Source organism: Haloferax sp. Atlit-12N, from assembly GCF_003383095.1.
Lineage (GTDB): Archaea > Halobacteriota > Halobacteria > Halobacteriales > Haloferacaceae > Haloferax.
Map to the genome: position 1 here is coordinate 1,089,188 of NZ_PSYW01000002.1, position 25,979 is coordinate 1,115,166.

General features: G+C 67.7%; 29 protein-coding genes and 1 tRNA gene. 21 read left to right on the forward strand and 9 right to left on the reverse strand.

What is annotated here, in order from left to right:
• Positions 1-25 precede the first annotated feature (25 nt).
• Both C5B90_RS13705 and C5B90_RS13710 read right to left on the reverse strand, forming a co-directional pair.
• A complete protein-coding gene (locus C5B90_RS13705; protein ID WP_115882268.1) occupies positions 26-1,813 on the reverse strand; it encodes a site-2 protease family protein in 1,788 nt (595 codons plus the stop codon).
• A gap of 147 nt (positions 1,814-1,960) precedes the next feature.
• Positions 1,961-2,413: a hypothetical protein gene (locus C5B90_RS13710; RefSeq protein ID WP_115882269.1), complete on the reverse strand. Its 453-nt coding sequence runs from the start codon at positions 2,411-2,413 to the stop codon at positions 1,961-1,963.
• Positions 2,414-2,544: 131 nt separating this feature from the next.
• On the opposite strand from C5B90_RS13710, the gene C5B90_RS13715 reads away from it, so the two are divergent.
• Positions 2,545-3,084 (forward strand): hypothetical protein, encoded by a 540-nt coding sequence (locus tag C5B90_RS13715; RefSeq protein ID WP_115882270.1) that lies wholly within the window; start codon positions 2,545-2,547, stop codon positions 3,082-3,084.
• Positions 3,085-3,181: 97 nt separating this feature from the next.
• Entirely contained in the window at positions 3,182-3,697 is a 516-nt protein-coding gene (locus C5B90_RS13720; protein ID WP_115882271.1) for a BGTF surface domain-containing protein, read from the forward strand.
• Between the two features lie 39 nt (positions 3,698-3,736).
• On the opposite strand, the gene lysS is transcribed toward C5B90_RS13720, so the two are convergent.
• Complete coding sequence (gene lysS / locus C5B90_RS13725) at positions 3,737-5,410, reverse strand: lysine--tRNA ligase (protein ID WP_115882272.1); 1,674 nt, start codon at positions 5,408-5,410, stop codon at positions 3,737-3,739.
• A gap of 1 nt (position 5,411) precedes the next feature.
• Positions 5,412-6,125, reverse strand: coding sequence for a UMP kinase (gene pyrH / locus C5B90_RS13730; RefSeq protein ID WP_115882273.1), 714 nt, complete (start codon positions 6,123-6,125; stop codon positions 5,412-5,414).
• Between the two features lie 93 nt (positions 6,126-6,218).
• On the opposite strand from pyrH, the gene C5B90_RS13735 reads away from it, so the two are divergent.
• The 5 genes from C5B90_RS13735 (at position 6,219) to C5B90_RS13755 (ending at position 9,907) form a co-directional block, all read left to right on the forward strand.
• On the forward strand, positions 6,219-6,563 hold the full coding sequence (locus C5B90_RS13735) for a hypothetical protein (RefSeq protein WP_115882274.1): 345 nt from the start codon (positions 6,219-6,221) through the stop codon (positions 6,561-6,563).
• A 24-nt stretch (positions 6,564-6,587) separates the two neighbouring features.
• A complete protein-coding gene (locus C5B90_RS13740; RefSeq protein WP_115882275.1) occupies positions 6,588-7,373 on the forward strand; it encodes a molybdopterin synthase in 786 nt (261 codons plus the stop codon).
• A 307-nt stretch (positions 7,374-7,680) separates the two neighbouring features.
• Entirely contained in the window at positions 7,681-7,926 is a 246-nt protein-coding gene (locus tag C5B90_RS13745; protein WP_049917659.1) for a hypothetical protein, read from the forward strand.
• A 445-nt stretch (positions 7,927-8,371) separates the two neighbouring features.
• Positions 8,372-9,511 (forward strand): site-2 protease family protein, encoded by a 1,140-nt coding sequence (locus C5B90_RS13750; RefSeq protein WP_115882276.1) that lies wholly within the window; start codon positions 8,372-8,374, stop codon positions 9,509-9,511.
• Between the two features lie 201 nt (positions 9,512-9,712).
• Complete coding sequence (locus C5B90_RS13755; protein WP_115882277.1) at positions 9,713-9,907, forward strand: hypothetical protein; 195 nt, start codon at positions 9,713-9,715, stop codon at positions 9,905-9,907.
• Between the two features lie 59 nt (positions 9,908-9,966).
• On the opposite strand, the gene thiL is transcribed toward C5B90_RS13755, so the two are convergent.
• Complete coding sequence (gene thiL, locus C5B90_RS13760; RefSeq protein ID WP_115882278.1) at positions 9,967-10,860, reverse strand: thiamine-phosphate kinase; 894 nt, start codon at positions 10,858-10,860, stop codon at positions 9,967-9,969.
• Positions 10,861-11,025: 165 nt separating this feature from the next.
• Here thiL and C5B90_RS13765 point away from each other — a divergent pair, with 165 nt between their 5' ends.
• From C5B90_RS13765 to C5B90_RS13810, 10 genes are all read left to right on the forward strand, one after another.
• Complete coding sequence (locus C5B90_RS13765) at positions 11,026-12,054, forward strand: lysylphosphatidylglycerol synthase transmembrane domain-containing protein (RefSeq protein ID WP_115882279.1); 1,029 nt, start codon at positions 11,026-11,028, stop codon at positions 12,052-12,054.
• 115 nt (positions 12,055-12,169) lie between these two features.
• Positions 12,170-12,625, forward strand: coding sequence for a 30S ribosomal protein S19e (locus C5B90_RS13770; RefSeq protein WP_089776938.1), 456 nt, complete (start codon positions 12,170-12,172; stop codon positions 12,623-12,625).
• A gap of 105 nt (positions 12,626-12,730) precedes the next feature.
• On the forward strand, positions 12,731-13,096 hold the full coding sequence (locus C5B90_RS13775) for a DNA-binding protein (protein WP_004976420.1): 366 nt from the start codon (positions 12,731-12,733) through the stop codon (positions 13,094-13,096).
• Positions 13,097-13,099: 3 nt separating this feature from the next.
• Complete coding sequence (locus tag C5B90_RS13780) at positions 13,100-13,690, forward strand: alpha hydrolase (RefSeq protein WP_115882280.1); 591 nt, start codon at positions 13,100-13,102, stop codon at positions 13,688-13,690.
• Between the two features lie 75 nt (positions 13,691-13,765).
• Positions 13,766-14,671 (forward strand): EamA family transporter, encoded by a 906-nt coding sequence (locus tag C5B90_RS13785; RefSeq protein ID WP_115882281.1) that lies wholly within the window; start codon positions 13,766-13,768, stop codon positions 14,669-14,671.
• A gap of 93 nt (positions 14,672-14,764) precedes the next feature.
• Positions 14,765-16,060 (forward strand): histidine--tRNA ligase, encoded by a 1,296-nt coding sequence (hisS, locus tag C5B90_RS13790; protein ID WP_115882282.1) that lies wholly within the window; start codon positions 14,765-14,767, stop codon positions 16,058-16,060.
• A 78-nt stretch (positions 16,061-16,138) separates the two neighbouring features.
• Entirely contained in the window at positions 16,139-16,606 is a 468-nt protein-coding gene (locus tag C5B90_RS13795; RefSeq protein WP_115882283.1) for a universal stress protein, read from the forward strand.
• 90 nt (positions 16,607-16,696) lie between these two features.
• A complete protein-coding gene (gene truA, locus C5B90_RS13800; RefSeq protein ID WP_115882284.1) occupies positions 16,697-17,545 on the forward strand; it encodes a tRNA pseudouridine(38-40) synthase TruA in 849 nt (282 codons plus the stop codon).
• An 86-nt stretch (positions 17,546-17,631) separates the two neighbouring features.
• Positions 17,632-18,279 (forward strand): HAD family hydrolase, encoded by a 648-nt coding sequence (locus tag C5B90_RS13805; protein WP_115882285.1) that lies wholly within the window; start codon positions 17,632-17,634, stop codon positions 18,277-18,279.
• A 104-nt stretch (positions 18,280-18,383) separates the two neighbouring features.
• Entirely contained in the window at positions 18,384-18,710 is a 327-nt protein-coding gene (locus C5B90_RS13810; protein WP_115882286.1) for a hypothetical protein, read from the forward strand.
• A 9-nt stretch (positions 18,711-18,719) separates the two neighbouring features.
• Here the strand turns inward: C5B90_RS13810 and C5B90_RS13815 are convergent, their stop codons facing one another.
• Positions 18,720-20,057 (reverse strand): M28 family metallopeptidase, encoded by a 1,338-nt coding sequence (locus C5B90_RS13815; RefSeq protein ID WP_115882287.1) that lies wholly within the window; start codon positions 20,055-20,057, stop codon positions 18,720-18,722.
• A 378-nt stretch (positions 20,058-20,435) separates the two neighbouring features.
• Here C5B90_RS13815 and pepF point away from each other — a divergent pair, with 378 nt between their 5' ends.
• A complete protein-coding gene (pepF, locus tag C5B90_RS13820) occupies positions 20,436-22,235 on the forward strand; it encodes an oligoendopeptidase F (protein WP_115882288.1) in 1,800 nt (599 codons plus the stop codon).
• A gap of 392 nt (positions 22,236-22,627) precedes the next feature.
• Positions 22,628-22,804 carry a hypothetical protein gene (locus C5B90_RS20595; protein WP_158547229.1) on the forward strand — a complete coding sequence of 59 codons (177 nt, stop codon included), beginning with the start codon at positions 22,628-22,630 and terminating at the stop codon, positions 22,802-22,804.
• Positions 22,805-22,881: 77 nt separating this feature from the next.
• Here the strand turns inward: C5B90_RS20595 and C5B90_RS13825 are convergent.
• Positions 22,882-22,955 (reverse strand) — tRNA-Lys (locus C5B90_RS13825).
• 86 nt (positions 22,956-23,041) lie between these two features.
• On the opposite strand from C5B90_RS13825, the gene C5B90_RS13830 reads away from it, so the two are divergent.
• Entirely contained in the window at positions 23,042-24,286 is a 1,245-nt protein-coding gene (locus C5B90_RS13830) for a M20/M25/M40 family metallo-hydrolase (protein WP_115882289.1), read from the forward strand.
• Here C5B90_RS13830 and C5B90_RS13835 read toward each other — a convergent pair.
• Both C5B90_RS13835 and C5B90_RS20880 read right to left on the reverse strand, forming a co-directional pair.
• A complete protein-coding gene (locus tag C5B90_RS13835; RefSeq protein ID WP_115882290.1) occupies positions 24,274-24,945 on the reverse strand; it encodes a hypothetical protein in 672 nt (223 codons plus the stop codon). The genes C5B90_RS13830 and C5B90_RS13835 overlap by 13 nt on opposite strands.
• 195 nt (positions 24,946-25,140) lie before the next feature.
• Positions 25,141-25,311 (reverse strand): hypothetical protein, encoded by a 171-nt coding sequence (locus tag C5B90_RS20880; protein ID WP_008096575.1) that lies wholly within the window; start codon positions 25,309-25,311, stop codon positions 25,141-25,143.
• 304 nt (positions 25,312-25,615) lie between these two features.
• On the opposite strand from C5B90_RS20880, the gene C5B90_RS13840 reads away from it, so the two are divergent.
• A complete protein-coding gene (locus C5B90_RS13840) occupies positions 25,616-25,939 on the forward strand; it encodes a hypothetical protein (RefSeq protein ID WP_115882291.1) in 324 nt (107 codons plus the stop codon).
• Positions 25,940-25,979: the final 40 nt, after the last annotated feature.

Genomic DNA, 25,979 nt, shown 5'->3' on the forward strand with positions numbered 1-25,979 from the left:
TCCCCGGCGGGGGGCGACCCAGTGCTCAGCCGAGGAGCGTCGGCCCGAATATCATGAGCACGAGCGACGCGAGCATCGTGAGCCCGATGGAGGTCGTGATGGTCCGGACGACGGTGTGGGGGTCGTCAACCGGGAGCCGCGAGACCACGGCCTCGGTCGAGGTCCGCAGGATGCGACCGCCGTCGAGTGGGTAGCCGGGGATGCAGTTGAAAAGCCCCAGTTGGAGGTTAATCCACGCCGTCCAGAACAGGACGTTGGCGACGATGAAGACGCCGCCGCCGAGGAAGCCGAGCGGGCCGCCGACCTGGTAGAAGTTGACGACCTGCCCGGTGAAGCCGGGGAAGTTCGGAATCCCGAGGACGACAGACGCGAGGGGCAAAAGCAGCGACACGTAGACGAGTTGCAGGGGCGACCCGGCGAAGGCGCTGCCGAGGCCGCCACCGTCGCCGCCGTCACCGCCGAGAAGCGAGAGGTACGTCCCCGCGGGGTACTCCTGCGTGCCGAAGTCGGTCAGGAGCAGGCCGCTCGTCCCCTGGAAGATGTTGACGCCGAGGAATCCGTTTCCGTCCTGCGGATTCTCGCCGAGCGTCACCTGCACCGTCTCGAAGCCGCCGTCGCGGTAGACTTCAACGGCGACGGTCTGGTCGGGGTCGGTCCGGTCGAGCGCCTCCTGCAGTTCCGTCGAGGAGGTGATTCGCTCGCCGTTGAACGACGAGACGATGAGGGGTTGGGTCGTCCCCGTAGCGTTGTACAGCGGGCCGTCCTCGGCGACGTTCGTGATGTAGGCACCGACCGGGATGGTGCGCTCGCCGGCGGAAGTGTCGAGGCGGGCGAACCGCGAGTCGCCGACGGCGGACTCGAAGTCGGCGCGCGTCGAGACGGCGGACCCGTTGACCGCAGTCACGCGAATCGGGTCGCTCCCGGACTCGACGGTCAAGTTCGCGGGGTTGCCTTCGACGGAGCCGGCGACGACGAGTTCGCGCGTGACCGAGACGGTCCGCTCGCCGTCGAGTTCGACGGACACAGTCCCCGCGTCGGTCGCGAGGAGCGCGGCGTCGAGTTCCTGCGTCGTGTTGACCGGCGTGCCCTCGATGGCGGTCACGCGGTCGCCGCCCGAGATGCCCGCGGCGTCGGCCGGCGAACCGGCGTACGCGCCGGAGACGGCGACGCCCGGCGCGACGGTGATAGAGCCGATGACCGGGCCGAAAAGCAGGGCGAACGCGACGAGCGTGACGGCGAAGTTGTTCGTCACGCCGGCGGCGAACATCCGCGACTTGCCGCCGCGGTCGGCGCGGCGCTGGCTCTCCTCGGAAGGTTCGACGAACGCCCCGATGGGGAGTATCGTCAGGAGGACGATGCCCATCGATTCCACGTCGATGCCCTCGACGCGGCTGAGGATACCGTGGCCGCCCTCGTGGACGACGAGGCCGACGAGGAGACCGAAGAGAATCTCCGGCGCGACCGAAAGCGGGAGGAAGTCGTTGACGCCGGGGATGACGAGGAAGTTCTGCGGCTGGTTCACCTGCGTCGGAGCGGGCGGGTTCTGGAGGATGACGATCGCCTGGTAGACGAGAAGGACGAACGTCCCCGCCATGATGACGAGGGCGATGCCGAGACCGATGTTGCTCCACGCCCGCCAGAACCGCTTGGGGGCGGCGAGTCTGTCGAGGAGTTCGCGGCCGCGACGGGTGTGGACCGTCGTGAGCGGACCTTGGACGCGGACGTACTCGGGGAGGATACCGCGAGCACGCAACAGCGCCGCGAGGAGAGAGTAGGCGATGAAGCCGGCGAGAACCCAAAGCAGCGTGTTCATCGCCCGAAGGGAAGCGGCGCGCGCCAAAAGGCGTTCGGGTTACGGTACCACCGTTCGGGTCACGGTACCGCGTTCGACGGCCGCGGGCGGGCGTTGGCGGCCGCGAACGACGACCGCAACTAACCCGACCCGCGGGAGAGCGTCGGATTACTCGTTTTCGTCGGTGTCGTCGCCGGGCGACTCGATTTCGACTTCGACCGCGCCGTCGTCGCCGTCGTCGTCCGCGTCGTCGGCCTCGTCAACCTCGTCGGCCTCGTCTTCGGACGCCGCGTCTTCCGTCTCGTCTTCGGGGTCGTGTTCGACGGTGACCGTGGCGTCTTCGTCGTCGGCCGCGTCGTCGGTCGCCGTCTCGCTCTCGGCGGGGTCGTCGGCGAGCGCGATGTCGGTAAAGGAGTCGCCGGACGACGAGCGAAGCCGGGAGACGGCGTAAGCGACGCCCACGAGGAGCAAGGCGACGAGAAGCAGCCGGCCGTACGAGCGGCCGCCCGAGGACTCGTCGTCGACGGCTTCCTGTTCGGAGTCGGCGTCGAACTCCTCCAGTTCGACGTCGAACTCGTCTTGCGATTCCTCCACGGACCGGATGAAGTCGATGAGAGACATGTGAAGTGTGGTGCGGCGAGGCCGCGGTAGGCGTCGTTCGCGGGGGAACGAGCCCGTCCATCCGTACGCGCGTCGGGGACATAAGTCGTCCCCCAGAAGGGTTTTAGCCACCCCGGCGACCATCGGGAACCGTGTTCGACAGTTCCCGCTACGAGGTCCGACAGAAGGTGTCCATCAGCAACAAGTACGTCGTCTACGAGGGAGACGACCCCATCCTCTCGGCGAAGCAAAAGAAGTTCAAGCTGAAAGAGGACTTCCGGCTGAACGACCACGACTCCGGCGAGGAACGCTTCCGCGTCAAGGCCGACAGCGTCTTCGACGTATCGGCCGCCTACGACATCGTCGACAGTCGGACCGGCGAGCGCGTCGGCGCGGTCAAACGCGGCGCGTTCTCGTTCGCCAAACACACCTACCAACTGCTCGGCCCCGACGGCTCCGTCGTGGGTCGAATCGTCGAGGACAACGTCCCGATGGCGGTCGCTAGACGACTCCTCACGACGCTCATTCCCTTCTCGTACCGCATCGAGGACGCGGCCGGCGAACCGGTCGGCGCGGTGAGCGAGCAGTTCTCTCTCCGGGACAAGTACACTATCGACGTGGACCGCGAGCGTATCGACCCGCGACTCGCCGTCGTCGGCGCGGTCGTGATAGACGCCATCGAGGAGAACTGAAACCGACCGAGTCACCGTCCGCACACCACCGGTAACTCAAAGAGCTATTTGACATTCGGGTAACTATTTTTCCCGGATTCGAGTAGTGTCGGATGGCATGTTCGAACGAATCCGACTCCGTTGGTTCGTCGTCGCCGCCGTCGTCTGCGCCGCGCTCGTCGGCGGGACGACCGCGGCCGCAGCACAGAACGCCTCGTCGGTGAGCCTCGCGACAACCGACGGGAACGTGACCGTCACGCAGGCCGAAGACGCGACGATTCGGGGGACGAGCGACCTCGAAGCGGGGACGACGCTCTCGGTCCGCGTCCAGTCCGCCGGCGACACGAGCCCGCGGTTCCTCAAGACGAGCGAGGCCATCGTCGGCGAGGACGGGAACTTCTCCGCGACCCTCGACTTCTCGGAGATTCCGCCCGGCTCGACGTTCTCCGTCTCAGTCCGTAACGAGTCGAGCGCGCTCGCGGAGGCCGAGGGCGTCGTCGTCGAGGACGCAGCGTCGACGACCGCCACCGATGAGACGACCGAGACCGGCATCCCCGGCTTCGGCGCGGGTCTCGGCGCGCTCGCGGTCGCGGGGCTCGGTGCGGTGGCGCTGCTCGCGGGTCGTCGAGCGTGAGAATCGAACCCCAAACAGCGAACCGCGGTTCGGGCGAGGTCAGTCCTCGCGGCGGAGTCGCGTGACGACGAAGTCGCGCTCTAGCTCGCCGAGGAACTCGCCGAGTCGCGGGCCCTGTTCGGCGTCGAAGAACAGGCGGTAGCCGGCGGCGAAGAAGTCGCCCATCTCGATGTCGTGGCGGCGCGCCGTCTCGTAGATTTCCCCCTGAATCGCCTCGCCGTCGTGGCCCTCAGCGACGAAGTCAGCGAGGTCGTCGAGGGCGGCTTCGACTGCGGGCTCGAAGTCGAACTCGGGGAGTTCGACCTGCAGGCGGTAGTTGTACTGGTTGTCCATCTTCTCGGCCCAGCGGCGGGCGCGTTCGACCCGACCGAGCGCCTCCTCGACCACCTCGTCGGGGGTGTCCTCGTCGAAGAAGCCCTCGTTGCGGGCCATCTTGACGCGCAGGTCCTCGTCGTCGGTCATGCCGAGGACGGCCGCGAACGTGTACGGGAGTCGAACCCGGTCCTCGCGGACCTCGTCGACGACGAACGGGTAGGCGCGCTCGGCGAAGCGAGTCAGGCTCTCGTCGTCGACCTCGCCGAAGTAGGCGCGCTCGAAGCGGTCGAAGTCGTCCACGAGCTGGTCGAGTCGCGTGAGGTCGAGGTCGCGGGCCTTCCGCGGGTTGAGCGCGAAGAAGTACCGGAGTACCTCGGGTTCGAGCAGGTCGAGCATCTCCGCGACGGTGACGATGTTACCGGCGGACGACGACAGCGCCTCGCCGTTGAGCGTGAACCACTCGTACACCATCGGCACCGGTGGCTCGATTCCGAGGACGTTCTCGGCGATGTCCTTACCGGAGGGCCACGAGCCCTCGGCGTGGTCCTTGCCGAACGGCTCGAAGTCGACGCCGAGGACCTGCCACTGACCGGGCCACTCGAAGCGCCACGGCAGTTTGCCCTCGCGGAACGTCGCGGTCCCCTCGTGGCCGCAGCCGTCGATGGTGTTGTCGCCGACGGTCATGTCGGTGCAGACGTACTCGACGGTGCCGGCGTCGAGGTCGATGTCCGTGACCGTCTCCGTGATTTTGCCGCACTCGGCGCAGACGGGGTTGAAGGGGACGTAGTCCTCGTCGACCTTCGACTGGTACTCGCCCAGCACCTCGCGGGCGGTGTCGGCGTGTTCGAGGACGTGTTCGACCACGGGGTCGAAGTCGCCGTTTTCGTACAGTTCGGTGTTGGAAATCATCTCCACCGGGACGCCGAGGCGGTCGGCGTCGGCCTTCAGGAGCGCCGCGAAGTGCGCCGCGTACGACTCGGCCTCGCCGAACGGGTCCGGAATCGACGTGTACGGCTTGCCGAGGTTGCGGCCGAGCGCGCCGGCGTCGACCTCGCCGAGACCGACGATGTTGCCGTCGGCGTCCGCGAGCTTTCGCGGGAGCTTCCGGAGCGGGTCCTTGTCGTCGCTGGTGAACACCTGCCGGACCTCGTGGCCGCGCTCGCGGAGCACCTCGGCGACGAAGTAGCCGCGCATGATTTCGTTGAAGTTGCCGAGGTGGGCCACGCCGGACGGAGAGACGCCGCCCTTGACGACGACCGGTTCGTCGGGGTCGCGGGCCTCGATTTCGTCGGCGACCTCGTCGGCCCAGAAGCCGTGGTGGGTGGCGGCCGTGTCGCCGTCGGCGTCGGTCGCGTCCGCGGCGGGGGCGTCACCGCGGGAAGGGTCGTCGGTCGTCATCTCAGGGAGCCCAGTAGGTCGGTTCGTCGCCGCCCTCGGGGATGATGTCGGTGCCCGTGTGCTCGCCGCGGAGGACCGCCGGCGTGATGCGGTCGGGGTCCGTGCCGTCGAGAACGATGGTGCGCATCTTCGCGCGCTCGATGAGCTTCGCGGCGAGGAGGTCGACCGGGGCGGACGACCCGGCGTTCATCTCGATGTCGCCGATGACGTCGACGAGTTCGTCCGCGGTCATCTCCTCGAACTTCGTCGCGTCGGGGTCGGTGTTCGGGTCGGCGCTGAACACGCCGTCGACGCTGGTCGCGTAGACGAGCAGGTCGGCGTCGACGTACTCGGCGAGCGCGGCCGCGACGGCGTCGGTGGTCTGGCCGGGCATGACGCCGCCCATCACCGAGATGTCGCCGCGCCGAATGGCGTCGCCGGCGTCCTCGTAGTCGTGGGCGACCTTGGGGTCGACCTGCGAGCCGAGCGCCGCGATGAGCAGGCGGGCGTTGATTCTGGTCACGTCGATGCCGATCTGGTCGAGTTGAACCTCGTTCGCACCGAGGTCGCGGGCGGCACCGATGTAGTCGCGGGCGACGCCGCCGCCGCCGACGACCGCACCGATTTCGCACCCGTCTCGCGCGAGCGTTTCGACGACGGAGGCGTGACCCTCCACGCGTCGGGCGTCGAGGTCCGGCGCGAGCACGCTTCCGCCGATGGAGATGACGACTCTCATTGCACACGGATATCCGTGAGCGCATCTTAAGGGTTATCAAGTGCGAGACGCCCGTGTCGGGGGCTTTAAACCACTCTCGCGGCGACTACCGGTATGCGACTCGTCACCGTGGAGACGGTCACGCTCATCGTCGTCGGCTGGGTGCTCGCCCTCGGGGCGATTCTCGCCCGCCACCGACGCGGCGAGTTCGACCGGCGGACCGTCTTCAACTGGGCGTTGGTGGCCTGTTTTTCCGTCGGCTGGGCGCTCTGGCAGTTCGATACGCTCCCCGCGACGGCCGACACGCCCGTCGGCGCGGCGGCCCCGTGGGTGGCGACGCTTCTCAGTCTGGCCGGCGTGGCCATCGCCGTCCACCTCTATCGGACCCGCCCGCGCGCCGAGGCGGACAAGGCGGAGCCGCCGACCGAGTCCGACGAGACCGGCACGGAGCAATCTTAAACCGGCGCGGGCCGTCCTTCGGGTATGCACGTCCTTGGAATCGTCGGCGCGGGCGCGACGACGCTCTGCGACCGACTCGCCGCGCAGTTGGACGGCCGCGTCGCCACCGTCGAATCGCTCCCCGAGAGCGCGACCGAACCGGAGTCGACAGACAGCGCCGCCGCCGCGTACGGGCTCTCGCCGGACGGCAACTGGGTCGGAACTGGCGACGACCGCGACCTCGACGACCTCCTCGACGACCTCTCTGCGGAGTACGACTACGCGCTTCTCTCGGGATTCCCCGACGCTCGCGTCCCGACCGTCGCGCTCGCGGGTGCCGACGCGGCGAACGTCGTCGCAGAGGCCGAAACAGCGGAATCTGCGGATGTTGCGTCTCTCGCCGCCGAAATCGACTCGCACGAGCCGCACGTCACGCTCGAAACGCTGGTCGAGCGCGCGAAGGCGGACCCGCTCGAGGTGTACGCCGGAGCGATTGCGACGTTCACCGGGCGAGTGCGCGCGAAGGAATCGGAAGACGACGACCCGACGCTCAGCCTCGAATTCGAGAAGTACGACGGCGTCGCGGAGTCGAAGATGGCCGCGATTTCGGCGGAGTTGGAGGAGCGCGACGGCGTTCTCCGCGTCCTCATGCACCACCGGGTGGGCGTCATCGGCGACGGCGAGGACATCGTGTTCGTCGTCGTCCTCGCCGGCCACCGGCGAGAGGCGTTCAGAACGGTCGAAGACGGCATCGACCGCCTGAAGGACGAGGTGCCGATATTCAAGAAGGAGACGACCACCGACGAGGAGTTCTGGGTCCACGACCGCTGAGGTGGGGCGGATTATTCAGAATACGCGGATAGTCACGAAGGCGCGAAAATCGGGCGATATTGCGGCACGGATTGCCGCAAAATGCGGCGTCAGACGGGGGAAAACGAGGGATATTTGCCCCCATATATTCAACATACTATTTTCAGAAAGGATTTCTCAAAATCGATTCTAAAAAATCTAAGCGGATTTCAAAGATTTCTAAAATGTACCCTTTGAGTCGATTCAGGCTGAAAGCGGCCGAACTAATTCTAACGGACCTTCCTTTATAACAGGTGATGGGCCATTAGGTGGAAGTGAGGTGTACCAGATGAGCGCAACAGTACCCCCCTCCACCGACAGTAGCTCCAAGGAAGACCGCCTCAAGCAGTACCTGCTCGACCGTGCGAAAGACGGCGAGATGTACTTCAAGAGCAAATTCATCGCCGACGACGTCGGCCTGTCTCCCAAGGAAATCGGCGCACTGATGGTCAAGCTCCGCGACTCCGCGACGGACCTGACCATCGAGAAGTGGTCGTACACGAGCGCGACCACGTGGCGCGTCGAGACCGCCTGAAACCCGCATTGCCCGCCCCGGCCCCGACCGACGCCAGCGCCAACACCGCGCACCGCCCGGACGGTCCCCGGACGAACTGACTGCGACCCCGCAACGACCCACAGCCCCACAGCACACACCGAGCGCGCTCGGAACCCAAGCCGAGACGCGACTCGACTGCCCGACAGCCCGACTGCCCCGCCCGGTTCGTGACGCCGACGAACCGATGCCCCTCCCACGGCGCAGCGTAATCGAACCCCCGCGTAAGCCCGCTGGAACGGGCTCCACCACACACCCCCGGTGACGGCCCACCCGTTCCGTGGCGATACCCGCACGGTTTCGCGACGCTTCGTTTTCCTCGGTTCGACGTAAACGCCCGGAGCGACGGCTCTCTCGCGTCGCCATCGCCGGGTCGGTTCGGGTCCCGTCACGGGATTTATGCGCGTCGCACGCTTACTGCCCGTCAATGGAACAGTCCGAATCGGCGGACGGACCGCCGGTGGAAGCGCTTCGCGCCGTCTTCGACGTCCACGAAGTGCGGTCAGACGGCCGTCGGCGAATCTACTACGGCGAGTCGCTCGTCCCCGAGCAGATGCTCGTCCGCGAAATCTGGCCGGCGTTCCGGGAGGCCGGCTACGACGTGCAGGCGCAGGTCGCCGACCTCGGACAGACCGATGTGGTCATCGTCGAACCGGCCTCGCAGGGTGTCGAGGGGGTCCCGTGGAAGAACATCACGCTGTTCGCGCTGACAGTCCTCTCGACGCTTTTCGTCGGCGCGTACGCGTGGTACTACATCCCCCTGTCCGACATCACCGCGAACCCGCTCGTGATCCTGCGGGCGTGGCCCTTCACCGCCGCCGTCCTCGGCGTCCTCTCGGTCCACGAACTCGGCCACTACGCAGTCGGTCGGTACCACGGCGTCAACGTCTCGCTGCCCTATCTCATCCCGTTTATCTTCCCGTTCGGCACGCTCGGTGCTATCATTCGCATGCGCGGGCAGATGCCCGACCGGAAGACGCTGTTCGACATCGGCGTCGCCGGCCCGCTCGCCGGCCTCGCGGCGACTATCGTCGTCACCGTCATCGGCCTCTCGCTCGAACCGATGACCGTCCCGAGTCGAGTCCTCGCCGGGTCGGCCGACACTATTGTCTTCAACAATCCGCCGCTCCTCGACGCTATCGCGGCCGTGCTCGGGCAGCCGACGGAGTACACCGACCCCCGGACCGTCGTCCACCCCGTCGTCATCGGCGGCTGGGTCGGGATGTTCTTCACCGTCCTCAACCTGCTCCCGGTCGGCCAACTCGACGGCGGCCACATGGTCCGGGCGATGCTCGGCGAGCGCCAAGAGTCGCTCGCGGCGGCCGTGCCGCTCGTCCTGTTCGGCATCGCCGGCTACCTCCACTACGTCCGCGGCCTCGGCCTCAACCAGTCCGTCGGCCTGTGGTTCTTCTGGGGGCTGATGGCGACGTTCATCGCCTACAACGGCCCGGCAAAGCCGATAGACGAGACGCCGCTCGGGCCGGCTCGGATGGCCGTCGGCCTCTTTACGTTCGCCCTCGGCGCGGCGTGTTTCCTCCTCGTGCCGGTTCAGGTCATTCCGGGGTGAGGCGCGGGCGGACGGCAGTGCGAAGAGAGGGTTACTCGGGCCGTGAAACAGCTCAATAGGACGGGTATGATGTGTTGAATAGCTAGCTGAGACTGCCACAAATCGCCACCCGTTCGTTTGGCTACCGGTCGGGTGAAGCCGCCGTGAGGCCGGGGTCGAATCGGACATAATGTATTTCACCAGACAGCTTCGACGTCGCCTATGGAGAGAAACGAACTCTACCACGTCGTCGGGTTATACCTGTTGGCGATGGTAACACTGACGTGCGATTTCTCTGGGTTCACCTTCCCAGCGAGCATATTCGGCGGCCTTGCGCAGATTATCTCCTACGCGGTGATGGTCATCGCTCCGTCGTACGTTATCGCAGACATCGCGGTTCAACTGACCGGCAGTTAGTTCGGCTGTGTCCGGGGCTTCGACGACCGGATAGTAACCGTAGCTGCCAACGGCGTCAGCTATTCGTCGCCGCCGTGGGTGTAACCGCGGTCCGGTACGGCCTCGCCGTCGGCGACGACGGCGGCGTCGGCGGATTCCTCGACGACTTTCCCGACCACCGTGAGCGGCACGTCGGTCGCGTCGCGGGCGGCGTCAAGCGCCGACTCAGGGAGCGTGAACACGAGTTCGAAGTCCTCGCCGAAGAACGCCGCGAGGTCGCGCCTGTCGTCGGAATCGGTCGCCACCTCGGCGACGCCGTCGTGGACCGGGAGCGCGTCGAAGTCGAGTTCGAAACCGCAGTCGCTGGCCTCCGCGAGCTGGTGGACCGAGCGGGCGAGGCCGTCGCTCGAATCCATCATCGCCGTCGCCGACCCGCGGAGGGCGACGCCGGCGGCGACGCGGGGCGTGAACCGAAAGAGGTTGTTGGCGCGGTCGGTCTCGCCCGCCTCGAACAGGCGGACGGCGGCGGCAGACCGGCCGAGTTCGCCCGTGACGCAGAGCAGGTCCCCCGGCTCCGCGCCCGAGCGCCGGACCGGGTCGTCGGTGCGGCCGATGGCTGTCGTCGCCGTCGTGAACTCCTGATGGGTGTCGAGGTCGCCGCCGACGTACGCCGCGCCGACCGCCTCGCACACGTCCCGCACGCCCCGAACGAAATCGCCGAGTTCCGTCTCGTCGAGTTCGACGGCGGCGTAGGCGGCGACGGCGCAAGTCGCGCTCGCGCCCATCGCGGCCACGTCCGAGAGGGACGCACCGACGGCCCGCCAACCGGCGGTGTAGCGGGTCGTTCCCGCGGGGAAGTCCGTCGTCTCGTGGAGCATGTCGGTCGTGACGACGAGGTCGTCCACGACGGCGGCGTCGTCGCCGGCGTCCGGCAGGTCCGCGGCGAGCAGTCTGAGGGCGGCACGCTCGTCCATATGCGGACGTGTCGGGCGGAGCGGAAATGTCCATCTATCCGAAAGTGGGCTCGGTGTCGCCGACCACGGGAGCGCGACCGAATCCCCGACGGCGGCGACGCGAGACCTGTTACTCGGCCGTCGAATCCGGTGACTTAATGCCCATCGTAGACGCATCCCCAGCAAATGGCCCGCGAGAACCTCCGCGCGACGGTGCTCGGTTTCGCAGCGGCGATCGTCGTCTTCGCCGTCCTGTTCTACTTCGCGGGGGTTGACGAGCTCATCGACCGGGTGACGATGGCCGAGCCGACGTATCTGGTCGCCATCTTCGGCATCACGCTCGTCTGGCTCGTCGCGTGGGGCGCGTCGCTGAAGACCGTCCTCGGCGTACTCGGTGTGGATGTCTCGACAGTCCGCTCGTTTCTCATCTTCACGGGCGCGACGTTCTCGAACAACATCACCCCGTTCGGACAGGCGGGCGGCGAGCCCGTGACGGCGCTTCTCATCTCCCGGAGCGCCGACACCGAGTACGAGACCGGGCTGGCGGCCATCGCCAGCGTGGACACCATCAACTTCGTCCCCTCCATCACCATCGCGCTCATCGGCGCGGGCTACTACGCCACCGAGGTGACGCTCGGCCGCAACCTCGAAATCGCGCTCGTCGCCGTCATCGCCCTCGCTGTCGGCGTTCCGGCGGCCGTCTACACCGCGTGGAAGCGCCGCTACGGCCTCGAACGCCGACTCATCGGTGCTCTGACGCCGTTTATCCGGACTATCGCACGGTACGTTCCGCGGGTTTCAGTACCCACGAACGATGGCATCGAGCGCCGCATCAACGGCTTCTTCCGCTCTATCGAACGCGTCGGCCGGAACCCGCGGGGACTGGCGGTCGCGCTCGGCCTGTCGGGGTTCGGCTGGTTCTGCCAGATGGTCGCGCTCTGGGTGGCGTTCCACGCCATCGGCGCGCCAATCGCCTTCTCCATCGCGCTGTTCGTCGTTCCCATCGGGGCGATAGCCGGCGTCACGCCGCTCCCCGGCGGCGCGGGCGGCATCGAGTGGACGCTCGCCATCCTCGTCGCCGCCGCGAGTTCCGCCGTCTCGTTCGACGTGGCGACCGCGGGCGTCGTCGTCTTCCGAGGGTTCGTCTACTGGGTGCCCGTCGTCCTCGGCGGCCTCGTGATGAGCACGGAGAGCGTGCGCGGGTGGCGGTCCTGACGGCACGGACGCGGGCTGTCGGCCCGGCAGACGCCGGTCGGGGCGCAGGAGCCTCCAACCGCCCGTATCGGGCGAATACGATGCCTTTAAACGCCGCGATTATGAACCAATAGCCATGGTAACCATCTATGACGTCCCGGCGGACGCCCTCATCGAAGAGGTCGCCGGACGACTCGAGGACCGTATCGAGCAACCCGACTGGATGGCCTTCGCGAAGAGCGGCCAGACCCGCGAACTCCCGCCCCAGCAGGACGACTTCTGGTACGTCCGTGGCGCGAGCCTGCTCCGCAAGGTCGCCATGAACGGCCCCGTCGGCGTCGACCGTCTCTCCACCGAGTACGGCGGCCTCAAGCGCGGCACCAACCGCTACAGTGTCTCCGGTGCGCACAGCGACGCCGGCAGTAAGAACATCATCCGCACGCTCCTCCAGCAGCTCGAAGAGGAAGGCCTCGTCGAGACCGCCAAGGGTGAGGGTCGCCGCATCACCGCCGAGGGAACGAGCTTCCTCGACAACGCCGCGTCCGACGTGCTCTCCGACCTCGACCGTCCGGAACTCGAACGCTACGCGTAGAGCCGCCGACACACACCGAGAGTTCTTCTTCGACGGCGGATTCCCCGAGAGCCGTCTGTATGCGGGTCCGTAATGGTTTTCAGACATCGGACCGTGCGCTAGGGTATGAGTGGCAGTCCCGACGATGAGCGACTGGAGGAGCTTCGAAAGAAGAAGATGCAGGAACTCCAAGAACAGCGGGGCGGCGGCGGACAGGGCTCCGCCGAGCAACAGCAGGCCGAGGAGGCCGCCCAACAGCGCGCCGAACAGCAGAAACAGGCGCTTCTCAAACAGCACCTGACCGACGAGGCCCGCCAGCGCCTCAACGCGGTGCAGATGTCCAAGCCGGACTTCGCAGAGCAGGTCGAGCGCCAAATCGTCGCCCTCGCCCAGAGCGGGCGCATCCAGGGCCGCATCGACGACGACAAGATGAAGGCGCTCCTGAAAGAGCTGCAGCCCGAGTCGAAGAGCTTCAACATCCGCCGTCGGTAACACGTGGAACTCGCGCTCCTCTACAGCGGCGGCAAGGATTCCTCGCTCGCTGCACTGCTTCTCGATACCTTCTACGACGTGACGCTCGTGACCGCCCACTTCGGGGTCACGGAAGACTGGACGCACGCCCGCGACGCGGCGGCCGAACTCGGCTACGCCTTCGAGACGCTGGAACTCGACCGCGAGGTCGCAGCGCAGGCCATCGCCCGCATGGTCGAAGACGGCTACCCTCGCGGCGGCATCCAGCGCGTCCACGAACACGCTCTTGAAGCAGTTTGCGGCCTCGATTTCGACGCCGTCGCCGATGGCACCCGCCGCGACGACCGCGTGCCGTCCATCTCCCGGGCGCAGGCCCAGAGCCTCGAAGACCGCCACGGCGTCGACTACCTCTCGCCGCTTTCGGGGTTCGGCCGCGGCGCGGTCGACCGCCTCGTGGAGTCGCATCTCGACGTGGAGACCGGTCCCTCCGAGGAGATTCCGAAGGCCGACTACGAGGGCGAACTCCGCCAACTCATCGCCGCCGAACACGGGCAGGCGGCGGTCGACGAGGTGTTCCCGGACCACATCCAGAGCTACGTCCACGGCCGACGCTGAGGACGCCGCTGTCCGGTAACCGCCGGCTCGGTCCGTACCGCGTCGTTTTTCACCCCACCGCGCGCCGGATGAATCATGGACCCCGGCATCGCCTACTCCGTTCTCGCCGCGTTCGTCTGGGGCGTCTACATCTTCGCCTTGAAGCGGTACTTTCCGGGGTACTCCGGCGCGGTCATCACGGTCGTCGTCAACGCCTTCGCCGTCCTCCTGTACCTTCCGGTCACGGTGGTGACGTACGACCCCGCGGCCGTCCCCTCGCTGGCCGAACTCGGCGCGATGGGGGTTCTCATCGTCGCCGGCACGGCGGTGCTCGTCGGCGTCGCGTTCATCCTGTTCGTCGACGCGCTCGCCGCCGGCGACGTGTCCTACGTCGCGCCCATCAACAAGCTCGTTCCGGTGTTCGTCCTTCCCATCGAAATCCTGTTTCTGAACCAGTTTCTGACCGGGCTACAGGTTCTCGGCGTCGCGGTCGCCACCGTCGCCGTCTACGTCGCGAACTACGAGGGCGGGGCGTTCCTCGACCCGCTGCGACGCGCGGTCCGCTCGCGGCCCGCCCAACTCGCGCTGGCGAGCGCGGCCTGTTACGCCGCCAGCGACGTTGGGAAGCGCGTCGCCCTGCAGGAACTCGGCATCCCGACGAGCGTGTTCGTCCCGGTGCTGTTCACCGGCGCGGCACTCGCCGTTCTACCCGTCGCGGCCCGCAACTGGACGAGCGTTCGCGGCGACGTTCCGAAGTTCGTCGCGGCCGGCGCGCTCGTCGCCGTCGGCGAGCACGTCACCTCGACCGCCTTCGGGATGGTGCCGGCGAGCATCGCCTCGCCCATCGTCAACACGCAGGCCATCGTCGCCGTCGTTCTCGGCGGGGTCATCCTCAAGGAGTCACAGTTCGGGCTTCGCCTCGCCGCGGCCGTCCTCGCGGTCGCGGGCGTCTCGCTCATCGCCCTCGGCGACCTGTCGGCGCTCGCGGCGCTGGTCGGGTAATCGACCACGACCCGACGAACCGACGAGCGCCCGCCGACCTGAACGCCGGCCCGAACAACAGGTTTCAAGCGCGACCTTCGCCAACCAACGCGCATGTACGACCGACTCAAGGGATTTCGTGACTTCTATCCCGGCGAGATGTCGGCCCGGCGCGAGGTCGTCGACACCGTCGAGACCGCCGCCGCCCGCTACGGCTTCCGCGAAATCGGGACGCCCCACCTCGAACGGACCCAGATGTACGTCGACAAGTCCGGCGAGGAAATCGTCGAGGAACTGTACGCCTTCGAGGACAAGGGCGGCCGCGAGGTCACCCTCACGCCCGAACTGACGCCGACGGTCGCCCGGATGGTCGTCGCCAAACAGCAGGCGCTGTCGAAGCCCATCAAGTGGGTCTCGACCCGCCCCTTCTGGCGCTACGAACAGGTCCAGCAGGGTCGCTTCCGCGAGTTCTACCAGACCAACGCCGACATCTTCGGCTCCTCGGAGCCGGAGGCCGACGCCGAGATTCTAGCGTTCTGCGCCGACGCGCTGACCGACCTCGGCCTCACCGCCGACGACTTCGAGTTCCGCGTCTCCCACCGCGACATCCTCGGCGGCCTGCTCCGGTCGTTCGACGCCGACGTGGACGTGGCCGACGCGGTTCGCGCCGTCGACAAGTCCGAGAAAGTCGAACGCGAGGAGTACCTCGGCCTGCTTTCGGACGCCGGCCTCTCGTACGACCAGGCCGGCGAGTTCGCCGACCTCATCGAGCGCGGCGACCTCGACGAAATCGCCGAGTTCGGCGGCGACAACGTCGAGGCCGCGGTCGAGAACCTCCGGAACGTCCTCGCCGCCGCCGACGACTTCGGCGCGGGCGAGTTCTGCGAGGTGTCGTTGACGACCGCCCGCGGACTGGACTACTACACCGGCGTCGTCTTCGAGTGCTTCGACTCCACGGGCGACGTGTCGCGGGCGACGTTCGGCGGCGGCCGCTACGACGACCTCATCGAGTCGTTCGGCGGCCAGCCCACCCCCGCCGTCGGCGTCGGCATCGGCGGCGCGACGCTCCAACTGCTCTGCCAGCGCGCCGGCGTCTGGCCCGAGGAGGAACTGGCGACCGACTACTACCTCCTCACCGTCGGCGACACCCGCGCCGTCGCCTCCGACATCGCCCGCGACCTCCGCGCGGCGGGCAACGTCGTCGAGACCGACGTGTCCGACCGGAGCTTCGGCGCGCAGATGTCCTACGCCGACTCCGTCAACGCCGACACGGTCGTCATCGTCGGCGAGCGCGACCTCGAAAACGGCGAGGTGACGGTCAAGGACATGGCGAGCGGCGACCAGACCACCGTCCCCGTCGAGGACTTCCCCGGCGACCGCGACGCGCCGACTTACGAGGACTACGAGTAAGCAGACTCGCCCCGCGATTCCCGCGCCCCGGTACTGGCGCACGCCCTTTTGTTCCCGCCCGTCGTACAGACGAGTGACATGTACGACAGGATTCTCGTCCCGATCGACGGCAGCGCCCCCGCCGACGAGGCGCTCGACCGCGCCATCGACCTCGCCGCGACGGCGGACGCGACGCTCTACGCCCTGTACGTCGTCGACGAGCGTGCCCTCCACGCGACCCAACTCGACGCCGGCGGCCTCGTCCGCGCCTACGAGGAGGAAGGCGAGCGCATCGTCTCCGAGGCCGTCGAGGCGGCCGACGCGGCCGGCGTCGAGGTCGTTACGGCCGTCGAACACGGCTCGCCGCACCGGACGATTCTCCGGTACGCCGAGGAGGTCGACGCCGACCTCATCGTGATGGGCACCCACGGCCGCCGGGGCATCGAGCGCTACCTGCTCGGGAGCGTCACCGAGCGCGTGCTCCGGATGGCCGACGTGCCGGTGCTCACCATCCGAAGCGAGGACTCGCCGGTCGAAGACGAGCAGTCGCTGGACGCGGACGTGTAGTCGCGGGGCGACGGCGCGAAATCGACAGGGCGACCGATGCTGGCGAATCGGGTGGAGTCGGTTAAGTAGTCCGCCGGGAAATCACCCGACATGCGCGCCTTCCGCGTCGCCTACGACGGACGCCCGTACAACGGGTTCCAGCGACAGCCGGACGTGCCGACCGTCGAGGACGCCCTCTTCGACGCCTGCCGCGCGCTCGGCGTCTGCGACGACGACGAGGAACCGACCGACTACGCCGCCGCCGGGCGGACCGACGCGGGCGTCTCCGCGCTCGCACAGACCGTCGCCTTCGAGTGCCCCGACTGGTGTACGCCGCGGGCGCTGAACTCGGAGCTCCCGGGCACGGTCCGGGCGTGGGCCGCCGCCGACGCCCCCGACGACTTCCACGCCCGACACCGGCCGACCCGCCGCGAGTACGTCTACGACCTCCACGCGCCGAGCGAGGGGTTCGACGACGCCCGGGCGCGAGACGCCTTCGACGCCTGCCGCGGCGAACACGACTTCCACAACCTCACGCCCGACGACCACGGAACGGTCCGGGCCATCGACGGCGACCTGACCCGCGACGGCGACTTCCTCCTCGTGCGCGTCGAGGCCGGCGGCTTCGCCCGCGAACTCGTCCGCCGACTCGTCTCGCTCGTCCGCGCCGTCGGGTCGGGCGCGGCCCCGCCGTCGAAGGTGGACGACGCGCTCGGTCCCGACCACCTCGACGGCCCCGCGGGCATCGCGCCCGCGCCGCCGACGCCCCTGCTTCTCACGGCGGTCGACTACCCGAACGTCGAGTTCGACGTGGACTCGATGGCCGCCGAGAGCACCGCGGCCGCCTTCGGCGAGCGGGCGCTGGCGGACCGCATCGGCTGGCGCGTCGGGTCGCGCATCCGCGACGGAGTCGTGGCGGGCGACGCCGGAAGCGTCGGTGACGGCGAAGAAAGCAGTTGACGGACGCGCGAGGAGTCAATAGCCCTCCGGAGCGGTTGGGGTCGCACATAGCAACGTTATCTTGGTTCGGGTGCGAATCGCCGACCATGTGCTACGACGCTGTCATCTTCGACAACGACGGCGTGCTGACGAAGCCGACGCTCCTCGAAGTCCAGCGGGAGGCGGTCAGGCGGGCGTTCGCCGAGTTCGACGTCGAACCGACGACCGAGACGGTCGACGGGGTCATCAACGGCGGCCTCACGCGCCTGCGCCGCATCTGCGCGGTCCACGACGTACCGGTCGACGACTTCTGGTCGCACCACGAGAGTCACGCCGCGGCGACCCAGCGGGCGTGTCTGGAAAACGGGACGAAACCGCTGTACGACGACGTGGTCGTCCTCGACGACATCGACCACCCGCTGGCGGTCGTGAGCAACAACCAGCACGCGACCATCGAACACATCCTCGACGTGTTCGACATCGACGACCGCTTCGAGGTAGCCTACGGCCGCGACCCGACGGTGGAAGGCGCGCGGGTGAAAAAGCCGAACCCGCACTACATCGAGCGCGCGATGGGCGAACTCGGCGTCGACTCGGCGCTCTACGTCGGTGACAGCAACGTCGACGTGGTCGCGGCCGACCGCGCCGGCATCGACTCGGCGTTCATCCGCCGACCCCACCGCGACGGCTACCAGTTGGCCGCCGAACCGACCTACGAACTCGACTCGCTGGACGAACTGCTCGCGGTGTGCTGACGCGCGGGTGAACGACCACGCAAACCTCACCGCGGGCCCGTGCCGCGCCCCCGCGCCGCGTATCGACCAGTAAACACATCACGCGGCTCGCCGTCGACTCACGCATGGACCGGTCCGACGCGTGGGACGCGACCCTTCGCATCGTTTTCGGCCTGTTTATCATCGGCGTCGGCAACGCCGTCGGCGGCTTCCTCGCCAGCCTGACGGGTATCGCCGGCCTCGCGCTCTATCTCCTCATAGCCGTGCCGACGTTCGTCTACGGGATGTACTACGTCGTCATCGGGGCCGGGATGGTCGTCGAGGCCGCAACCGAAAGCGCGCTCGAAGCGGCGGAGCTAACGGTCGAAGTCAGCGACGCCGACGAAGGCGGCGACGGGCGCGACTCGGGCGGCGACAGAGGAGACGACATCGAGTCGTCCGCGCACGACTGACCGCTGGACTCACTCCCAGCCGTCGGGCCAGATGCCCGCGGCCCGCATCCCCGTCTCGAAGTCGGCGTCGCGGAACGCCGCGGAGAGGTCGTCGTCGTCGAGCCGTGGAATCTCCCCGTCGGCGGCCGCCGCCGCGAGTTCACGGACGATAAGTGCAGTGAGCATCCCGTGTTCGCGGACGTTTCTGTCGTCGACCTTGTCGCGGGTGTCGGCGTGGGTGTGGCCCCAGCCGCGGCCGCGCTCGCCGCTTTCGCTCCTGAGCTGAAGCGCCGGGACGCCGGCGCGGACGAACGGCCACTGGTCGCTGAAGGGGTGCGGTTCGGGTTCGATTTCGACCGGGTGGCGCGTCTCGTTGCCGACTCGGGTCGCCACCTCGGCGGTCGCCTCCGAGGTGTGGCTGTGGGCGACGAGGTCGCGGAACCGCCCCGCGCCGTCGACGTTGACGACGGCGGCGACGCGGTCGAGGTCGAGTCGGTCCGCGAGGTGTTCGGAGCCGGTCAACCCGAGTTCCTCCGCACCGACGCCGACGACTCGGACCCCGAGGTCGAGGTCCATCTCGGCGAGCAGTCGCGCCGCGGTGACGACGACCGCGATACCACAGCCGTTGTCGAGCGCGCCCTCGGCGATGTCGTGGGCGTCGAAGTGGGCACAGAGGACGAGTTCGCGGTCGCTGTCGGGGCCGACGCGACCCTCGACGTTCCGGCTCTCGCCGGGCGTCGTCTCGGCGTCGACCGCGAGGGTCGCCTCGCCGCCGCGGGCCGCGTAGTCGGTCAGCCACGACCCGGTTTCGGCGCTCACACCGACTGCGGGCGCGGCGGCCTCCTCGTCGTAGCGGAGCGCCCCGGTCGGCGGGAGTTGCCCGGGGAGGTGGTTGACGAAGACGAAGCCGACCGCGCCGGACTCGACGGCGTAGTTGAACTTCTCCATCCGGTGGACGAACCGGCCGCCGGCGGGCGTCGTCGTGCTGGCGACGGCGAGCGCGCCGTCCACGTCGGCGGCGTCGATTTCGCTCGGCGTGCCGTAGCCGACATCCACGAGTGGTCCGGAGACGGTCGCCGGCGGAGCGTACGGGAGCGCGACGGCCTCGAAGCGCCGCTCGTCGGGCGCGGTGAGGTCAAGCGTCGTGTCGCCGCGGGTCCAGCGCGCCATCTCGAAGGGGTCGAACTCGACGCGCCTGACGCCCGCGTCGGCGAGGGCGTCGGCGACGAGCGTGCTCGCGCGGCGGTCGCCCGACCCACCGGCCATCCGGTCGCCGATGGCGGTCAGGTCGGTGAGGAACTCCCACGGGCGGTCGTCGACCCACGTCCGGGCGAACGCCTCGCGGACTGCGGAGGAGAGGTCGTCCATGGCACTCCCACACGCTCGCCGGGCAAAGTGGTTTGCGCCGCCGGGCGCGGCCGCCGGACTTTCGCGGTCGAAGTCGGCGACGGGTCCCGAAAATCGCCCATAACATCTAACTCAGTTGACGTGGTACGCACGACCGCCATGCCTACATGTCAGAACTGCAATTCTTTCGTCACGGAAGGCTACGTCAGGGTGTTCGCCCCGGAGGGCATGGACGCCCCCCGCGTCTGTCCGCACTGCGAGGACTTAGTCCGGGACGGCTCGCAGGTTCGGGAAGCGAGAGCGACCCGACACTAACCGCGACGCGACCGCCCTCCTCGACCCCGCTTCGCCCGTCGATTGATAAGGCTTACCACCCGCGCGTGCGTCGAATCACCCGACATGAGTTCGGTTCCCGAGCGGAGCGACATCGACGAGGAGTACAAGTGGGACCTCGACAGCATCTACGCGTCTGACGAGGAGTGGGAGGCGGCGTACGAGGACGTCGCAGAGCGCGTCCCCGAGCTGGCGAGCTACGAGGGTCGCGCCACCGAGGACCCCGAGACGCTCCTCGAACTCCTCGAGACGATGGAGTCGGTGCTCCGTGAGGTGTCCATGGTCGTCTCCTACGCGAACCTCCGCAGCAGTCAGGACACCCGGAACCAGGAGTACCAAGCGCAGGCTGGTCGCGCCGAGGCGCTGGCGTCGAAGGCTCGCAGCGCGGTCAGCTATCTGGACCCCGAGCTACAGGAACTCGGGCGCGACGGCGTCGCCGAGTTCGTCGAGGAAGAGCCCGAACTCGAAGCCTACGAGCACCACTTCGACGACGTGCTCCGGACGAAGGAACACACCCGCTCCGCCGAGGTCGAAGAGGTCCTCGCCGACCTCTCGGACGTGACCGGCGCGTCGAGTGATATCTACTCCATGCTCGCCAACGCCGACCTCGAATTCCCGACCGTCGAAAAGCCCGACGGCACGTCAGTCGAAATCACGCAGGGCAACTTCACGAAGCTTCAGAAACACCCCGACCGCGAGTTCCGCCGGACCGTCCACGAGGAGTTCTACGACCGCTGGGCCGACGTGCGCAACGCCGTCGGCACCTCGCTGAAAAACAGCGTCAAGAAGGACGTGAAGACCGCGCGCATCCGCGACTACGAGACCGCCCGCGAGGCCGCTCTCGACGGCCCTAACGTCCCGGTCGAGGTGTACGACAACCTGCTCGACACCGTCCGCGACAACCTCGGCCACCTCCACCGCCACGCCGAGTTGAAGCGCGAGGCCATCGGCGCGGACGAACTCCAGATGTGGGACCTGTACGTGTCGCTCACCGGCGACCACGGTCCCGAGATTCCGTACGAACAGGCGAAGGAGTACATCGTCGAGGCCGTCGAACCGCTCGGCGAGGCGTACCAAGCGCGGATGGCCGAGGGCCTCGAAGACCGCTGGGTCGACGTGTACGAAAATCGCGGCAAACGCTCCGGGGCGTACTCCGCGGGAACCTACGACACCCAGCCGTTCATCATGATGAACTACCAGGACGACGCGGCATCGATGTTCACGCTCGCCCACGAACTGGGCCACTCGATGCACTCCGAACTCGCCAACGACGCCCAGCCGTGGCACGATGCGAGCTACGAGATTTTCACCGCCGAGGTCGCCTCCACGGTCAACGAGACGCTCCTGACCGAGTACCTGCTGGAGAACGTCGACGACGACGAACTCCGGACGCACGTCCTCGACGAGTACCTCGAACGCTTCCGCTCGACGCTGTTCCGCCAGACGATGTTCGCCGACTTCGAGCTCCAGATTCACGAAATCGTCGAGGACGACGGCGCGCTCACGCCCGACCGATTCGACGAACTGTACGGCGACCTGAAGGCGGCGTACTACGAACCCGCGGCGACCGACGACCACATCGCCCGCGAGTGGATGCGTATTCCGCACTTCTACTACAACTACTACGTCTACCAGTACGCGACGGGTATCTCCGCGGCGGCGGCCATCGTCGAGCGCATCCGCGAGGAGGGCGAGTCGGCCGCGGCGGACTACCGCGAGGCGCTCGCGCTCGGCGGCAGCGAGTACCCCCTCGACGTGCTCCAAACCGCCGGCGTCGACATGACCGAACCCGAACCCATCGAGGACGCGATGTCGGTCTACGCCGAGTTCCTCGACGAGGCCGCGACGCTCCTCGACCTCGAATAACCGAAAAATCGCAGGCCGGGCTCAGCCGACCTGAACGAGTTTGGCCTGCTCGGACGCGCTGTTGATGTGGACGTTGTACTCACCGATGCGTCGCGAACGTCTTCGCGCACTCGTTCACCTCCTGCGACTCGTCGGCCGGTCGAGCCGTTCAATCGCCGTATTCACCGCTTTTGGACCGTTATCGACCGGTCTGGGGACGCGAGTGCACAGTGTCGCCCGCATCGAGGCGCGTCAGAAGTGTGGACACACTCTCATCTCATCCGTGAGTTCCAGGATTATCGCATGAACTCGGGAGTCGGTTATCGGCCGTGTCCGAATTTCGCACAAAACAGTACGTTTGCCAGAACATTTGTGTAGTTAGATGAGTAACCAGCTTCGGGGGGCTACCAGATGTGGCAGAAGAATATCTAACGCTAACGTTGGACGAGGCGACGGGGGTCGACGAGGTAGTGCTCGGCTTTCGAAAAGACGGGGAGTTCTACGAACTTATCAGCCTCGAGCCGCCGGTGGAAGCGGAAATCAGGCAACGGCACGGAGACGGTACCGACGATGAGGGAGGCGAATCGTAGCTCTCGCTCCACGTGACTCTCCCCCAGATTCAACCCTTTCGGAGCCGTTTCACTCCGCGCGAAATTCGTCGCAGAAACGGGCTGGGAGGGACTTGAACCCCCGACCGTCTGGTTAAAAGCCAGACGCTCTGCCTAACTGAGCTACCAGCCCTCGAAGTCTCTTTAAATGGGGATACTGATAAGCGTTTATTTTCGTTGCCCCCTCCTGCTTTGTACCCCGTTCCCGTCCCTCACAATATGGACCTTCGCGACTTCGTGGACGCGCTGCTCCGGTTCGAGAGCGTCGCCCGCGCCGAGGCCCCGGCCCAGCAGTGGGTCAAAAACCGGCTACACGACTTCGGCTTCGACACCTACGAGTGGACCGCCGACCCCGCGCGTCTGGCCGAGCATCCGTCGTTTCCCGACGACCCCGACGACATCGACACGGCGAACCGCCCGAGCGTCGCCGGCGCGTTCGAGTTCGGCGACCCCGACGCCGGCCGGACGCTCGTCCTCAACGGCCACGTGGACGTGGTGCCCGCCGACAGGGAGCTGTGGACGCACGACCCGTTTTTACCCGACTGGGACGACGACGCGGGCACCGTCAGCGCCCGCGGCGCGGCCGACATGAAAGCGGGGCTCGCGGCGTGCGTCTTCGCCGCGCTCGACCTCCGAGATGCCGTCGAAGCGGGCGACATCGACCTCGACGGGCGGGTCGTCGTGGAGAGCGTCGTCGGCGAGGAGGAAGGCGGCATCGGGGCCGCGGCGGCCGCGCTCGACAACCCCTATCCGTTCGAACGAGACGCCGCGCTCGTCGCCGAACCGACGCGGCTCAAGCCGGTCGTCGCCACCGAGGGGTCGGTCATGAAGCGACTCCGACTGACCGGGCGCACGGCGCACGCGGCCTCGCGCTGGCGCGGGGTGGACGTCATCGAGAAGTTCGAGGCGATTCGCGGAGCGTTCTTCGACCTCGAATCGGAGCGGACCGACGCGGTCACCCATCCGCTTTTCGACTACCCGATTCCGTGGCCCGTCTGCGTCGGCCGCGTCGAGGCGGGGACGTGGGCGTCGAGCGTCGCGGGGACGCTCACTGCGGAGTGGCGGCTCGGCGTCGCGCCGGGAGAGACGGTCGCCGAGGTCGAATCGGCGTTCGAAGAACGGCTGGCGCGCGTCGTCGCCGACGACGAGTGGCTCTCGGCGCACCCGCCGGTGTTCGAGCGCTTTTCCGTGCAGTTCGAGCCGGCCGAAATCGACGCCGACGAACCTGTCGTGGAGTCGTTACGCGGGGCGCTGCGGGCGGACGGCCGCGACGACGACCCTGTCGGCGCGACCTACGGAGCGGACTCGCGACACTACGTCGAGGCGGGTATCCCGACGGTGCTGTTCGGGCCGGGCAACATCGACCAGGCGCACTTTCCGGACGAGACGGTCGAGTGGGAAGAAGTCGAGGTGGCGCGGGACGTGATTCGCGAGACGGCGAGCCGGTTCCTTCAGTCGAGGTAGTCGTCGAGGGCGTCAGCGACCACGTCGCCGGGGGTGGCGTCTTCGAGCGAGGCGCGGCGGCGGAGTTCGAGATAGACGTCGGCCGGGAGCGTCACGTCGAGCGTGCCGATATCGACGCCGTGGGCCGAGAGCGCGTCCACGACGGGCGTGCCGTCGTTGACCTCGCTGGCGAGGCGACGAACCTCGCGGACGGTCAGGCCGGCATCGAGTGTCGCCCACGCGAGGTGGAGTCTGGCGTCGCCCGAGACGCGGGCGATGTGCTTGGCGGCCGTGGGAGCGATACGGCCGCGGGCGACGTGCCGGCGGACCGACTGCGGGAGGTCGTGGACGCGGGCCCATTTGCGGATGAAGGAGACAGACACGTCGCCGCCGGCGCGCTCGGCGGCGCGTTTATACGAGCCGACACCGCGGACGAGCGCGGCGCAGGCGGCCGCGCCGCGAAGCATGAACACGTGGTCGTCGTCGCCGGCGGTGGACTCGGAGAACGAGCGGACCGTTCTGGCGGCCTCGGCGAGGCTGTCGGGGTCGGTGGGGTCGAAGCCGACGGCCTCGCGGGCGCGGTCGCCCGTGACGGCGGGGTCGCCGCGGACGACCGGTTCACCGACCGGTTCCCGTCGGTCGGCCGGAACCTCGGTCGTTCGGCGTTCGTCGTTCGTCATCTACGAGACGGTAACGCGTTCGGACTTAAAAACGTCCCCCCGAGAGGCGAGATTCGCGCGCGAGCGGTCGGCAGGCGGAATACGAGCAAGTAGCTGGAGGCCCGCAAACGGGGGACGGCAGAGGGCGGGGGATTCGCTGACGGCGACCGGTGACAGACGGGCGGCGGGCGGTGGGTGGCGAGCGAGCGGGGGCGGTTACTCCTCGCGAGACTCCGAGAGGTGCGACCAGATTTCGGTACAGCCCGCACCGTCTTCGAGGTCTTTGAGGTGAGCCGTGGGGTCTTCTTCCTCCGCTTCAGTCGACGACTCGACCTCGGCGTCGGCCTCGCGGTCGCGTTCGGGTTCGAGTTCTGCCTCGCCGGTCATGCGTCACCCTCCTGTGACGGTTCGAACAGCTCTGGGGCGACGTCGGCGGAGGCGTGTTGTCGGACGGCGGTGCGGTGGTCACTCATCACCACCACGTACCGGCCGGACCCGCATAAGGGAATCCGCACCTGTAATGTGTACCCCCACTCCCGGCTACCGGAACGGGTTGCCCCTACCTCTGACGGCCGGTTTCGGGCACAATCGCACGACTACGCCGGAACGACCGTCGAAACCCGCGTCGTGCTCCCCCGCGGGGATTGCGGGCGCCGCCCCGCATAGGTAGCCGGAGCGCGGAAGGTGAGGTATGAGCGTCTCCCTGCGCGTCCTCGACGACGGGGCGTGGGTCTCCGTGAACGACGCCAGAGAAGTGAGCGTGAGCGAACTCTGGCGGCTCGACGACCCGTCATTCTGTGGGTGCGAGCTTCCCGACTTCGTCGTCGAGAACGTCCTCGACGTCGGCGCGGACGGCAGAACCATCTCCGCGAAGGTGTACGGCCAGTGCATCGCCTGCGGCCAGACGGGCGTTCCCGGCTGGGTTCCGGTCGGCAGGCTCCGCGATGGCGAATTCGTCGATATCGACCGCGAGCGGGTCGTCCTCCCGGTTCGACGCGGCGACGACAACGAATAGGCAACATTCTCCTCTTTTGGGCAGCACCGGGAAGGGTTGA